Raw genomic sequence first — 12,488 nt, 5'->3', positions numbered from 1 at the left:
GGCTTGGGCCAGCGGATTCTCTGCCGACACATCCAACGCCGCTTTCGACAACCCGCGCGCGCAACCCAGTCTCAGCAAGTAATCAATCAACTGCGTGCCAATTCCTTGCCCGGTCAAGCCCGGCTGTACGCCCAGGTGCGCAAGATAATTCACGCCCTTTGGCGGCGGCTTGATCAGGTGCTCCATTTGTAAGCCCCGGCGCATAACCCCGAGCCCCGTCAGCGGCCCGTAAACGCGCAGAATCTGCCAGGTCGCCGCCAGCATATTGCTCAGGTTGCTTGCCGCGTTGACCACTGTGCCGATCACCACCACCTGTCCATCCAGTTCGCCGACCCAATGCTGGCGGTGGCTGAATTGCCCGTGTGTGCTGAGAAATACCGTGCGCAGAAAGCCTTGGGCACGGGGGAATACGTAGTCGAAGGCAGCGGGGCCAGAGCTGTAAATCAGCGGTACGGCCAGGTCGACATCATCGGCGCGAGCGGGGCGGAAGGTCAGGGGCATGGTGGCCTCGTGCAGGCAGTAGGAATGGCGAATCTAGCACGATGGTTCCATTTTTGTCGGGGTAACTAGCCAAGCCAGTTGAGCACGCCCAACCCGGCCGCTCGGCCGCTGGCAAAACAGGTGGTGAGCAGGTAGCCGCCGGTGGGGGCTTCCCAGTCGAGCATTTCGCCAGCGCAGAACACACCGGGTAGCTTGTTGAGCATCAGCTGCTTATTTAGCGCTTCGAAGGGAACGCCGCCGGCGCTGCTGATGGCTTCGTCCAGGGGCCGGGCGCGCACCAGCGTCAGTGGCAGCGCTTTGATGGCCTGAGCCAGCATGGCTGGAGTATTGAAGGTGCTGGCGTCGGTGAGTTCGCGCAGCAGGCCGGCGCGGACGCCGTCCAGGCCCAGCGCACCGCGCAGGTGGTTGCTCAGGGATTTGCTGCCGCGCGGTTTGTTCAGCAGGGCCAGCACCTGTTCCGGTGTTTTCTGTGGCAGCAGGTCGAGGTGCACGGTGGCGCTGCCGTGCTGGTTGATGCCTTCGCGAATGCTGGCGGACAAGGCATACACCAGGCTGCCTTCCACACCCTGTTCAGTGACCACAAATTCACCCAATCGCTGGGCCTGACCGGGCAGGTTCAGCGCGCAGGATTTCACCGGCGCACCTGCGAACTTGCTTTTGAACACGTCGCTCCAGCCCGCCACTTCGAAACCACAATTGCTTGGTTGCAAGGGTGCCAGCTCTACGCCGCGCTCGGCCAGCAGCGCCTGCCAGGCACCGTCAGAGCCCAGTCGCGCCCAACTGCCGCCACCCAAGGCCAACACCGTGGCGCGGACGGCGATGGCCTGTTCGCCGTCGCCACCGGCAATACGTAAACGCCCATCGGCGTGCCAGCCGAGCCAGCGCTGACGGGTGTGGATAACCACGCCGTGCTCGCGCAGGCGCTTGAGCCAGGCGCGCAGCAGCGGCGCTGCTTTCATATCGGTGGGGAATACGCGGCCGGAGGTGCCGATAAAGGTGTCGATGCCCAAGCCGTGGATCCACGCGCGTAACTGCTCGGCATCGAAGTCTTGCAGCAGCTCGGCGATCTCACCGGCTCGCGCGCCGTAGCGGCCAATAAACGCCGGCTTGGCTTCGGCGTGGGTGATGTTCATGCCGCCCACGCCGGCCAACAGAAACTTGCGTCCCACCGAGGGCATCGCGTCAAACAGCTCGACCTTGACCCCGGCCAGAGCCAGCACTTCGGCAGCCATCAAGCCGGCGGGGCCGCCGCCAATAATGACGACAGGCAGGGAGGAGTGGGCAGAAGGAGCGGTCATGGTGGCGGGCTGCGGCAAAAGTTGCCGGCATTCTAACCCGAGCTGCCGGCTGCGGCCGCTACACTCAGTGCCGAGCGCTAACAGCAAGGAATACCTTATGACGGATGGAGCAACGCCGAAACCATCGGCAAAGCTAGGGCTGTTTCTGCTCTCGGGTGTGGTGATCGGCTCAATGATTGGCGGTGGTGGCTTTAACCTGCCGCAGAATATGTCCGCCCATGCCAGCCTCGGCGCCATTGCCATCGCTTGGGTGTTAACCCTGGTGGGTATGTTTTTTCTGGCTAACTGTTTTCGCCTGCTTTCCACTCAGCGCCCGGAGCTAACTGCCGGGGTCTATGCCTATGCCCGTGAAGGCTTTGGCAATCTGGCCGGCTTTCAGGTGGCGTGGGGTTATTGGCTAAGCGCGGCCTTTGGCAATGTGGCGTTTGCGGTGTTGATTATGAAGTCGCTGGGCTATCTGTTTCCGGCCTTTGCCGATGGCAAGAATTGGCTATCCATTGGCGGCGCATCATTGCTGATCTGGGTAATGCACTTCACCGTACTGTTTGGCGTACGCCGGGCGGCGGTGTTGGGCTCGATTGCCAGCGTGCTGAATGTCGGCAGCTTGCTGGTGACCATCGCGATTATGGCGCTGATGGTTAAAGCCGAAATGTTCCGCCTGGACCTGTGGGGCGTTGGCGAGAACCTGGGCAGCGTTATGAAGCAGGTGGAAAGCACCATGCTGGTGACGTTGTGGGTGTTTATCGGCATTGAAGGCGCGGTGGTGATGTCGGCGCGGGCGCGTAAACCCGAGCAGGTAGGGCAGGCCACTTATATCGGTTTGCTGGTGTGCACGCTGCTGTATTTTCTGCTGTCAGCGTTGCCCTTCGGCTTTATGACGCAGCCGGAGTTGGCAGCGCTGGATGAGCCGGCGGCGGCTTATATTCTTGAGCGGTTGGTGGGGCGCTGGGGGGCGATATTTGTCATCGTCTCACTGCTGGTTTCCCTGCTGAGCTGTTGGTTGGCCTGGACCATTCTGGTTGCTGAACTGCCTTTTGCTGCAGCCAAAGATGGCGTGTTTCCGCGCTTTCTAGCGCGGGAAAACCGTTTCCATTCGCCGGGGCCGGCGCTGTGGTTATCCAGTGCAGTGATGCAGGTGATTGTGTTTGTGGTGCTGTTTGCCGAGAACGCCTGGATCTGGCTGATCAGCGTTACCGGGGTGATGATTTTGCCGGCGTATTTGGCCAGCACGGCCTACTTGTGGCGCTATGCCTTGAGCCACGCCTATATGGAGGAACGGGGCCGGGCGCTTCGCAGCGGGGTGTTGGGCAGTGTGTATGCGCTGTGGTTGTTATATGCCGCGGGGCCGCAGTTTTTGTTGATGTCGAGTTTGTTGTTTGTGGCCGGATTGCCGGTGTTTTATTTCGCTCATCGACAGAATTTGCCGCATGCGCCGTTGTTTAGTCGTACTGAAGGTGTGGCGGCAGGGGCGTTGGTGGTGGTGGCGGGGATTGCGCTTTGGGCGTTTTTTACCGGGTTGGTGGAGTTGGGGTGAGTGTGGCGTTTCGCGCGTTACGCGATGTTTTGTAGGGTGTGCTGCGCGCACCAGCTTTTCGGACTGGAGCGAAGTTGGAGCGCCTGCTGAGGCAGTTTTTCGTAGGTTGTGTTTGAGCATCGCGAAGCCCAACTGGCGCAGCGCTTGATGGCCGTTGGGCTTCGCGATGCTCAACCCAACCTACGGGCTGCGGGTTCCCTGGCTGACTCGTTGCTCCAGGTGAGGCTGGCGAATATGCCTGGGGCTTTTACGGGTAGTCATTTGCCGCCGCTTCAATAAACGCCCGAATAATCGGCGGCACATTCCCGGCCAAGGCTGCGCGTTCCGGTTGAAATAGGGTGCCGACGAAAAAGGGATGGCCGTCCAGTTCAATGCCGCGGGCGTCGCGTTGCTCGTCCCAGGCGGTTATGCGCAGAGGGCCTGAACCGAGGGCTTTGGCGAATTCGGGGTTGAGGCCGTAGCGGCAGTGGTAGCCCTCGGTGATGTGCAACTGGCCGTAGGCGTTGGCGAGTGTTGAGTCGAGGGCCAGTTCGATGTCGCCGCTGACTTCTACCAGGCCACAGCTCAATGGCGCGATCACCAGGCGTTTGCCGTCGGGGTGGGTTTCGGCGTGTTCGGCGTCGGCCCAGCCGAGGACGTTGCGGGCGTATTCGAGCAGGGCGTGTTGAAAGCCGCCGCAGCTGCCAAAGAAGGGCACTTGCTGTTCGCGGGCGTAGCGGATGGCGAATAGCGCGCCGTCCATGTCGCGGTAGGGGGTGGCCGGTACGGCCCAGAGGCCGTGGTATTCGGCCAGGTGTTTGTGGCCGTTGAGGCTTTCGGTGGCCAGCCATTGCGGCTGTACGCACACACCCACGGCGGCGCCAGCCAGGGCGAGCGCTTTGGGGATGGCTTGGTGGGCGATGACGTCGGCGTTGTAGTCGCCGATCAGGCCGATATGCAGAGTGGACATTGCGGGCTCCTGGGTCGGTTGGGTGGCGCGTGGCCAACCCAACCTACGCCGTTTTTACTGCCCCGGCCACACACGCATCACGCGGTAGGGCGGTTTGCCGGTGTCTTCGCCGCCGCTAAAGGCCGGCGTTTTGTACAGCTGGTTTACCGAGATATACAGCCAGCCGTTGTCGCTCTGGTGCACGCTGTCGGGCCAGTCGAGGCGGGCGTCGCGCACCAGCGTATGGAGCTTGCCATCGGTGTTCAGTACGTCGATAGCACCGTCGTTAACGTTGGTGAAAAAGTGCCGGCCTTTGGTGTCGGTGGTGGCGCCGTCGGAGACCGGTTTTGGCCCGACGCGTTTAATCGCTGCGCCAATCTGCTCATCACTGGCTGCATTTTGCAGCAGTTTGGTCGGCAGCGAGTACCAGGTTTTGCCGTTCATGGCGCCGAAGTACAGGGTGCTACGGTCGGCGGACAAACTCAGCGGGTTGACCGCTACGCTAGCCGGCTTGCCTTGGAATTGGATGGCCTTGCCGCCGATAACCATGGTGGCGTCCGGCTCTGCTTGCAGCGCGGGGTGGCCGCCAAAACGTCGGGCTTTGCCACTGGCGATTTCCACGGCGATCAAGCCGGGGTTGGCGATGTCGGCGAGGTAAATCCAACCGGCTTTATCGTCGATCACCAGGTCTTGCAGAAAGCTGCCTTTGGGCGCGATGTCTTGCGGCAGTTCGATGCGATACAGCTCGCGGCCGCTGGCGATATCGAAGCCCCAGAGGCGCGTTTTGCCCAGGTTCAGGCCCATGTCGGCAATCCACAGGCGCTGTTTGCCGTCGACGGCGATGCCCAGCGGGCTGTCGATCTGGCTGTCGGTAGCGGCCGAGCTACCGCGTTGCAGGGCGGCGTTGGGCCAGGCTTTGAAATGGGTGCGGTCGGTGATTTCGATCAGTTGTGCGGTGTCTGGCGCGGCCAATGGATGCACCGTGGCAAACAGGCGATTGTGTGGCGCCGGGGCGACGTTGCCGGGGCGCATCGGCAGTTCGGCGACGACTTCCAGGTCGCCGGTTTTAGGCGCGGCAAAGGCGCTGTTAATAACGCTGATGCTCAACGCCAGCAAAGCAGCGCTGGCACTGGTGCGAAAAGGATGGCGGGATTTCATGGCAGGGCTTCCTGTACAACCAAAGAGGAGGTCGCAGCTTGAAGCGGGCAGGGCAGGCAAAGAAGACCGCTGACGTTGAACGTCTTTCAAGCAAACCAAGAAAGTTGCCGCAACGCCCCGTGCTTTTATAGGACGTAAAAGAGAATGGCGACAAAGTGCAGCAAACTCCCCGCCATCACAAACAAATGCCAGATGCCATGCCAGTGGCGAAAGCGGCTGTCGTTGGCGAAAAAGATGATGCCAACGGTGTAGAGCACGCCGCCTGCGGCCAGCCATTTAAAGCCGGTCATGCCCAAGGCGGCAATCAGCGGTTTTACCGCGATCAGCACAATCCAGCCCATCAGCGCATAGATGATCAGCGACAGCACGCGCGCTTCAGAGCGCGGTTTGATTTCTTGCAGCATGCCGATTACGCCAAGCCCCCAGACGATGCCAAACAGGGTCCAACCCCAGGCGCCGCGTAGGGTGATCAAACAGAACGGCGTGTAGCTGCCGGCAATCAGCAGGTAGATGGACAGGTGATCAAGCTTTTGCAGCAGCTTTTTCCGTGGCCCGCTGACGCTGTGGTAGACCGTGGAAATGCTGTAGAGCAGCACCAAGGTGACGCCGTAAATGGCCACGCTGACGATCTTCCACGGGTCGCCGGTAAAACTCGCCAGCACCAGTAACCAGACCGCACCGATGGCCGCCAGAACGGCGCCGATCAGGTGGGTCCAGGCGTTGAATTTTTCTCCGTGGTACATGGTTGGCCTTATCTCGCGCCGCTTAACACGCGCTGCGCACTGTGGTGAAGAATGCCGTGACGTCGCGCCAGCGCCGCCCGGTCGTTGCTGTAGCCGCCGCCGATAACGCCCATCACCGGGATGTCGCGGCCCAGGCAGTGGCGTATAACGCTTTCATCGCGCCGGGCCAGGCCCTGGTCGGTCAATTTCAGGTAACCAAGGGCGTCGTCTTTGTGCACATCCACACCGGCGTCGTAGAGCACCAGGTCGGGCTGATACAGCGGCAGTAAATAGTTAAGGGCGTCGTCCACCACCTTCAAGTAGGCGTCGTCGTCCATGCCCATGGGCAAGGGAATATCCCAGTCGCTTTGCGCCTTGCGCGCCGGGAAGTTTTTTTCGCAGTGCAGCGATACGGTGATTGCTTCGGGAGTGTCGGCCAAAATACGCGCCGTGCCGTCGCCTTGGTGCACGTCGCAATCAAAGATCAACACGCGGCTGACCTTACCAGCCGCCAACAAGTAGCGGCTGATAATGGCCAGGTCGTTGAAAATACAAAAGCCGGCGGCATGATCGTAATGGGCGTGGTGGGTGCCGCCCGCCAGGTGGCAGGCCAGGCCATGTTGCAAGGCCAGTTCGGCGGTGAGAATGGAGCCGCCCACCGCGCGCACGGTGCGCCTGGCCAACGCTTCGCTCCAGGGTAAACCAAGGCGGCGCTGTTCTTCGTGGGCCAGTTCGCCACTGAGAAAACGCCCGATATAGCTGGGCTCGTGAGCGAGGGCGAGAATCTCGGCCGGGCAGATGTCTGGGCGGATAAGTTCGGCGTCGGTAGTCAGGCCGCTGTCGACCAAGTGCTCGCGCAGCAGGCGGAATTTTTCCATCGGAAAACGATGGTTGGCCGGGAATGGCGGGCTGTAGTCGTCGTGATAGACCAGGGGCAGACGCATACACTCAACCAGACAAAAGAGGCCGCCAGTATCCCCGCGAGGGCGGTCGACCTCAAGCCACACGCCATAACAGGAGCCGCCATGGCCGAACCGATAGAACTGCGCAGCGAACGGTTGTTGCTACGAACCTGGCGCAATGAAGATTTGACGCCCCTCGCCGCGATGGTCGCCGACCCTGAGGTAATGCGTTATTTCCCCGCCACGCAAAGCACTGCCGAAGCCGGCCAACTAATGGAGCGGGTACGCGCCCATTTCGCCGAGCACGGCTTTGGCCTGTGGGCGCTGGAGCGCAACGATAACGGCGCTTTTATCGGCTTTACCGGCCTGGGCGTGGTGGGTTTCAACGCGCCGTTCTGCAACCCCGCTGGGCCAACCATTGAAATTGGCTGGCGCCTGGCGCGCGATGCCTGGGGCCAGGGTTTTGCTAGCGAGGCCGCGCGCGCCGCGTTGGCGTGCGCCTTTGAGGGTTTGCAGTTGCCCGAGGTGGTGGCCTTTACCGTGCCGGCCAATCAGCCGTCGCGGGCGGTAATGGAGCGCATGGGGATGCGCCGTAACCCGGCCGATGACTTTCAGCATCCCAACCTTCCCGACGGTCATCCATTGCGTGCCCATGTGCTTTATCGCCTCGCGCGCGAGCAGTGGTTGGCGCAATAGCCGCTGAGGTTGGACTGATGGCCGCCAGGCTTTTTGCCCGTTGTTGCCGACAGCGGCGGGCAAAGCCTTTACCATTTCACCCGCCTGAATAAATGCGTGATGAGGAATTAACCGATGAGCCAATTGCTTGATGATCTGGTGGCGTTGCTCAGCCTGGAACAGATCGAGGAAAACATGTTCCGTGGCGTCAGCCAGGATCTTGGTTTCCGCCAGCTCTACGGTGGCCAGGTGTTGGGCCAATGCGTGTCGGCGGCCAGTCAGACGGTAGACGCCGAGCGCCATGTGCATTCGTTGCACGGTTATTTCCTGCGCCCGGGCGATGCCAGCTTGCCGGTGGTGTACCTGGTTGACCGCGTACGTGATGGCGGCAGTTTTAGCACCCGTCGGGTCACGGCCGTGCAGAAAGGCGCGCCGATTTTTACCTGCAGCGCCTCGTTTCAAACCGATGAAGAAGGCCTTAGCCATCAGTTGCCGATGCCGGATGTGCCGGGGCCGGAAAACTTCAAATCGGAAACCGAATTGGCCCGCGATGCCGCCGAGTTTATTCCGCCGCGTATGCTCGAGCGCGCCACCAGTGCCAAGCCCATCGAGATTCGCCCGGTTACCAGCGGCAATCCCTATGAGCCGGTGGTGCGCGAGCCAGTGAAGTACGTGTGGTTCCGTGCCGATGGCACCCTGCCGGATGAGCGCCAGCTGCACAAATACCTGCTCGGGTACGCCTCGGACTTCAACCTGCTAACCACCTCGATGCTGCCCCACGGTGTATCGGTGTTTCAGAAGTTTATGCAAGTGGCCAGCCTCGACCATTCGCTGTGGTTCCATGCCGATCTGCGTATGGATGATTGGTTGTTGTATGCCATGGACAGTCCTTGGTCGGGCAATGGCCGCGGTTTTGCCCGTGGCAGCATTTTTAATCGCAGTGGGCAGTTGGTGGCTTCAGTGGCACAGGAAGGGTTAACGCGGGTAAGAGAGGATTGGCGTTAACCATGGCCTGTGAGTGGGGGACGTTCAATTCCCCCGTTCGCCCTGATACTTAGAAAAAAATCGCTTTTCGAACTATTGCGTCCCCTCCAAAGTTCCTCGTTTAAAAATTAATTTGAAATTTAGGTTATCGCGATTCGCTATATAAATACGCGATGGCGAAACACTGTCGCAAGCAACTTGTCGTGGATAAATTCCCGATAAGACAACTGTTTATCTTATGTGGCTATTTGCCGTTATTTGCCCTCTAACGCCACAGAATTAGCCGCTTCGCTAATTTACTACTGGTCCCTTCACGCTGAATGTCTTGTAAGTCATTGGCTATATATTTCCATAACTATGGCTTACAAAATTAACCAGGCAGTTACAAGACAATGACTTGCGCCTTATGCGTGCTAGCGCACAAACCACGGGCCTGATAGTTGACGCCATAAAGTTGTTTTGAAACCGGCCGAATTTCTACTAAGTTGCAATCAAGCGCGAATACGCGACTAATTTCGTAGGAGTTACCTGAATGAAACGCCGCTTTCTGCTGCTCCCTGCTTTGCTGGTAGTTCCCTATTCCTTGACGGTTGAGGCGGCGGGCACAGTACAGGGTCAACTGGGCATCCAGATCATCATTGGCGCCGGCTGCACCGTGAATAACGGCACCAGCAACGCCACCACCAACAACTTCGGTAGCATCACTTTCGGCTCCTACCCAAGTCTGGCCAACAACATCGACGCGCAGTCAGTGGGCGCCTCTGCCGGTAGCTCGTTCGGCATCGAATGCGCCAACGCCACCAACTACAACGTGGCACTTAACTCCGGCTTGAACAGCACCGGCACGCAGCGGCGCATGGCCAGCGGCGGCAACTATGTGCTGTACAACCTCTATCAGGACGCGGCCCGCTCCACGCTTTGGGGAAACGGCACGAATGGCGGCACCGTATTGGCGGGAACGGGCAACGGCGCCAACCAAGACATCGTGGTCTACGGCCGCGTGCCTAACCAAACCACTCCAGCCACCGGCACTTACACCGACACCGTGCAGGTCACTATCACCTGGTAACACTCCCATTTAGCGCGCCATCGGTGGCGCGCTTGTCATCAAGAGGGCTTGGTCACCCACGCAACACGGATGTACCTCTCCACTGCCAGGAATAGCCATGCGCTGCCTTCGCGATACCCCATGGAAGTGGCTGCCGTTGAGCCTGCTCATTTGCAGCCCAACCGAGCTGTTTGCTGTAAGCAAGGCCGCGACCATTGGCTTGAGCGCAGAGGTACTGCCAGCGTGCAGCGCGGGCAGCACGGCACCGGCCACCCTTGGCCAATTTGGTACGTTGAATTTCGGTACGTATTTCTCCCTTAACGCGCTGGTGTCGGCCAGCAGCGCAGTGGGTAATGGCTCGCTGCGGGTGAACTGTCTGCTCAATACGCCCTACCGCGTACTGCTCAGCGCCGGTGGCAGCGGTAACGTGGCAGCGCGGCGGATGACTGGCCCGGCGGCAGCGCAGATCAATTACAACCTCTACACCTCCGCCGCCTATACCACGGTGTGGGACAACACCACCGGCGTCACCGCCACTGGCAGCGGCGCTGATCAATACCTGCAAGTGTTTGGCCGGGTGCCCAAGCAAGCTGCGCCCACCCCGGGCACCTACACCGACACCATCACCGTGACCGTGAGTTGGTAATGAACGGGCGGTTTTTCACACGACTGCTTCAGGGCTTGGCGCTGTGCCTGCTTAGCCTGTTTAGCCGCGCCGACACGGGCACTAACGAAATCCCCATCAACAAAGCTTTTCTGGTGAAAGCCGCCATCGTTAACGGCTGCATTCTGGGTTCTGGTGCCGCCGATGTGACCAGCTACGGCAGCATCAACTTTGGCCAGGTCAGCCTGTTGCCGAGCAATGTTGATGTCACCAGCAGCAACGGCGCCGGTTCCATCTTGCTTCAGTGCACCCCCGGCACCACGCTGACCATCGGCCTCAGTGCCGGCCTCAACACCAGCAACATTGCCGCCGGGCGCTTTCTGATCAAGGGCGCCGAAACCTTGCGTTACCAGCTTTACCAAGATTCCGGCACCACCATTTGGGGCAATGGCAGTAACGGCGGCACGGTGAAAAGCCTGACCTTTCCTGCCGGCAGCGCCACGGTGGCCTATCCGGTTTTCGCGCGGTTGTTTGCGGTTACGCCAATGCCTTCAGCAGGCATTTACAGCGATACGGTGACGGTGACCGTTACCTACTGAGCCGTATCAGCGGCCTATAAATTGAGTAAAGGAGCTACCTATGCGTGCCCGGCGCCATTACCGGATTCTGCTCACTCTGGCCTTGCTGTTATCTGTTAACAGCGGGCTGCTTCAGGCCGCCAGTTCGGTGTTGATCTGGCCGATAAATCCGCAGATTGAAAGTGCGCAAAAAGCAGCAGCGTTGTGGTTGGAGAATCGCGGGCAAGCGCCCATCAGTTTGCAGGTGCGGGTGCTGGCCTGGGGGCAGAGTAATTACAGCGACCAACTCAGCGCCCAGCGCGCGGTGGTGGCCAGCCCGCCTGCGGTCACCATCGAGCCGGGCAAGCGGCAGATGATTCGCCTGATGAAAATGCAGGCCGCACCTGCGGCGACGGAGCAGACGTTTCGCGTGTTGGTGGATGAGTTACTGCCGCCAGATGCCAAGACCGATGCGGCCTTGGGGGTGAAGTTTCAAATGCGCTATTCGGTGCCGTTGTTTGTCTTTGGCGATGGCGTGGCGTTGGCCAGTGCGGCGAGCAAACCTGAACCGGGCATCCAATTGCTGCAGCCAGACCTGCGCTTTCAAGTGCAGAGCGAAGGCGGTAAGCGCTACCTGCTGCTCAACAATCAAGGCCCGGCTCATGCCCGTTTGGCGGCAGTGGCGGTAAACCAGGGCGGCAAGAAAACCGTGATTGCCGAAGGCTTGCTCGGCTATGTATTGCCCGGTGCGCGAATGCGCTGGGAATTGCCGGCGACGGTGCCTGGCGAAACGTTTGCTCTGGAGGCGCGAATAAATGAGCTGGCGGATGTCCAGCCCATTTCCCCGCACTGACGCCTGAGACGGTCTCGTGCGCCGCGTCAGGGATGAGCAAGCGCAATCGCTACCCAGGCGATGCGGCGGATTCTCTCACCTGACATTTACCTTGCTGGCGGTGTTGCTGCCTGACGCCGGCTCAAGGCTGATGGCCGCCGAACAGGACAAACCTATGCCTTGGCCGCTGCGTGATGCCTTGGCGGCAGCGCCGGTAGCTGCTCAGCCACCCGCTGCGGCGGCTGTTGCCGACGCCGACAGCGCGCCGCGCAAGCCGATGCCGGGGCCAGTACGTGATGCCTTGGCCGGCGGGCAGATGGCCGCACCGGCATCTGCGCCAACGCTACCATCCACCGTTGCCCCGGGGCCGATTGTGGTCGCGCCAACAGCCGCTGCACCCGTAGCGCCGGCACCGCCTGAAGTGGCGCAGCCAGCGCCAGACGCCACGGCGGCTACGACGCCAGCGGGGCAGTATTCCCTGTATCTGGAGTTAGTCGTCAATGAGCTACCGAGTGATCGTGTGGTGCAGGTGAACGTGCAAGGCGAGCGCTATTTTGTCGACAGCCAAGACCTGCGTGCTGTCGGCGTGCGCCTGCCCGAGGGCAGCAGCGGTGAGCTAGCGTTGGATACCATCGCCGGTCTGCAATTTAGCTACGACCAGGAGTTGCAGCGCCTGAAACTGCTGTTGCCCAGCGACTGGCTGCCGGAGCAGCAGGTCGGCGCCCGCTCGATCACCGCCAACGTG

13 protein-coding genes and 1 pseudogene are annotated in these 12,488 nt (G+C 60.5%); 8 read left to right on the top strand and 6 right to left on the bottom strand.

Going from position 1 to position 12,488, the window contains the following annotated elements; genetic code table 11:
- Both AAAB16_RS07515 and AAAB16_RS07510 read right to left on the bottom strand, forming a co-directional pair.
- A partial coding sequence (locus tag AAAB16_RS07515; protein ID WP_340662786.1) for a GNAT family N-acetyltransferase occupies positions 1-501 on the bottom strand: 501 nt, incomplete at its 3' end.
- Between the two features lie 65 nt (positions 502-566).
- Positions 567-1,799 (bottom strand): TIGR03862 family flavoprotein, encoded by a 1,233-nt coding sequence (locus AAAB16_RS07510; protein ID WP_340662785.1) that lies wholly within the window; start codon positions 1,797-1,799, stop codon positions 567-569.
- 97 nt (positions 1,800-1,896) lie between these two features.
- Between AAAB16_RS07510 and AAAB16_RS07505 the strand changes: the two genes are divergently transcribed.
- Positions 1,897-3,333, top strand: a complete 1,437-nt coding sequence (locus tag AAAB16_RS07505) for a basic amino acid/polyamine antiporter (protein ID WP_340662784.1) — start codon at positions 1,897-1,899, stop codon at positions 3,331-3,333.
- Between the two features lie 247 nt (positions 3,334-3,580).
- Here the strand turns inward: AAAB16_RS07505 and AAAB16_RS07500 are convergent, their stop codons facing one another.
- From AAAB16_RS07500 to AAAB16_RS07485, 4 genes are all read right to left on the bottom strand, one after another.
- Positions 3,581-4,282, bottom strand: a complete 702-nt coding sequence (locus AAAB16_RS07500) for a CTP synthase (protein WP_340662783.1) — start codon at positions 4,280-4,282, stop codon at positions 3,581-3,583.
- A 54-nt stretch (positions 4,283-4,336) separates the two neighbouring features.
- Positions 4,337-5,419, bottom strand: a complete 1,083-nt coding sequence (locus AAAB16_RS07495; RefSeq protein ID WP_340662782.1) for an L-dopachrome tautomerase-related protein — start codon at positions 5,417-5,419, stop codon at positions 4,337-4,339.
- 125 nt (positions 5,420-5,544) lie between these two features.
- Positions 5,545-6,162 (bottom strand): hemolysin III family protein, encoded by a 618-nt coding sequence (locus tag AAAB16_RS07490; protein WP_340662781.1) that lies wholly within the window; start codon positions 6,160-6,162, stop codon positions 5,545-5,547.
- 8 nt (positions 6,163-6,170) lie between these two features.
- Entirely contained in the window at positions 6,171-7,085 is a 915-nt protein-coding gene (locus AAAB16_RS07485; RefSeq protein WP_340662780.1) for a histone deacetylase, read from the bottom strand.
- Positions 7,086-7,166: 81 nt separating this feature from the next.
- Here AAAB16_RS07485 and AAAB16_RS07480 point away from each other — a divergent pair, with 81 nt between their 5' ends.
- From AAAB16_RS07480 to AAAB16_RS07450, 7 genes and pseudogenes are all read left to right on the top strand, one after another.
- Positions 7,167-7,739, top strand: coding sequence for a GNAT family N-acetyltransferase (locus tag AAAB16_RS07480; protein ID WP_340662779.1), 573 nt, complete (start codon positions 7,167-7,169; stop codon positions 7,737-7,739).
- 114 nt (positions 7,740-7,853) lie between these two features.
- A complete protein-coding gene (gene tesB / locus AAAB16_RS07475; RefSeq protein WP_340662778.1) occupies positions 7,854-8,723 on the top strand; it encodes an acyl-CoA thioesterase II in 870 nt (289 codons plus the stop codon).
- Positions 8,724-9,234: 511 nt separating this feature from the next.
- A complete protein-coding gene (locus AAAB16_RS07470; RefSeq protein ID WP_340662777.1) occupies positions 9,235-9,771 on the top strand; it encodes a spore coat U domain-containing protein in 537 nt (178 codons plus the stop codon).
- Between the two features lie 97 nt (positions 9,772-9,868).
- Complete coding sequence (locus tag AAAB16_RS07465) at positions 9,869-10,396, top strand: spore coat U domain-containing protein (protein WP_340662776.1); 528 nt, start codon at positions 9,869-9,871, stop codon at positions 10,394-10,396.
- Positions 10,396-10,953 carry a spore coat U domain-containing protein gene (locus AAAB16_RS07460; RefSeq protein ID WP_340662775.1) on the top strand — a complete coding sequence of 186 codons (558 nt, stop codon included), beginning with the start codon at positions 10,396-10,398 and terminating at the stop codon, positions 10,951-10,953. The genes AAAB16_RS07465 and AAAB16_RS07460 overlap by 1 nt, the downstream gene beginning before the upstream one ends.
- Positions 10,954-10,993: 40 nt before the next feature.
- Entirely contained in the window at positions 10,994-11,764 is a 771-nt protein-coding gene (locus tag AAAB16_RS07455; protein ID WP_340662774.1) for a molecular chaperone, read from the top strand.
- A gap of 154 nt (positions 11,765-11,918) precedes the next feature.
- Positions 11,919-12,488: pseudogene (locus tag AAAB16_RS07450) on the top strand (hypothetical protein); the annotation flags it as partial.

Source organism: Pseudomonas sp., from assembly GCF_037994325.1.
Taxonomy (GTDB): domain Bacteria; phylum Pseudomonadota; class Gammaproteobacteria; order Pseudomonadales; family Pseudomonadaceae; genus Aquipseudomonas.
Note: the sequence above shows the minus strand (reverse complement) of the source record. Positions and strands in the feature narration are given on the sequence as shown.

Excerpts from the sequence above, each read along its gene's own strand:
- AAAB16_RS07505 (WP_340662784.1), top strand. The coding sequence starts at position 1,897 with ATGACGGATGGAGCAACGCCGAAACCATCGGCAAAGCTAGGGCTGTTT.
- AAAB16_RS07460 (WP_340662775.1), top strand. The coding sequence starts at position 10,396 with ATGAACGGGCGGTTTTTCACACGACTGCTTCAGGGCTTGGCGCTGTGC.
- AAAB16_RS07490 (WP_340662781.1), bottom strand. The coding sequence starts at position 6,162 with ATGTACCACGGAGAAAAATTCAACGCCTGGACCCACCTGATCGGCGCC.
- AAAB16_RS07495 (WP_340662782.1), bottom strand. The coding sequence starts at position 5,419 with ATGAAATCCCGCCATCCTTTTCGCACCAGTGCCAGCGCTGCTTTGCTG.
- AAAB16_RS07510 (WP_340662785.1), bottom strand. The coding sequence starts at position 1,799 with ATGACCGCTCCTTCTGCCCACTCCTCCCTGCCTGTCGTCATTATTGGC.
- AAAB16_RS07485 (WP_340662780.1), bottom strand. The coding sequence starts at position 7,085 with ATGCGTCTGCCCCTGGTCTATCACGACGACTACAGCCCGCCATTCCCG.
- AAAB16_RS07500 (WP_340662783.1), bottom strand. The coding sequence starts at position 4,282 with ATGTCCACTCTGCATATCGGCCTGATCGGCGACTACAACGCCGACGTC.
- tesB (WP_340662778.1), top strand. The coding sequence starts at position 7,854 with ATGAGCCAATTGCTTGATGATCTGGTGGCGTTGCTCAGCCTGGAACAG.
- AAAB16_RS07465 (WP_340662776.1), top strand. The coding sequence starts at position 9,869 with ATGCGCTGCCTTCGCGATACCCCATGGAAGTGGCTGCCGTTGAGCCTG.
- AAAB16_RS07470 (WP_340662777.1), top strand. The coding sequence starts at position 9,235 with ATGAAACGCCGCTTTCTGCTGCTCCCTGCTTTGCTGGTAGTTCCCTAT.
- AAAB16_RS07480 (WP_340662779.1), top strand. The coding sequence starts at position 7,167 with ATGGCCGAACCGATAGAACTGCGCAGCGAACGGTTGTTGCTACGAACC.
- AAAB16_RS07455 (WP_340662774.1), top strand. The coding sequence starts at position 10,994 with ATGCGTGCCCGGCGCCATTACCGGATTCTGCTCACTCTGGCCTTGCTG.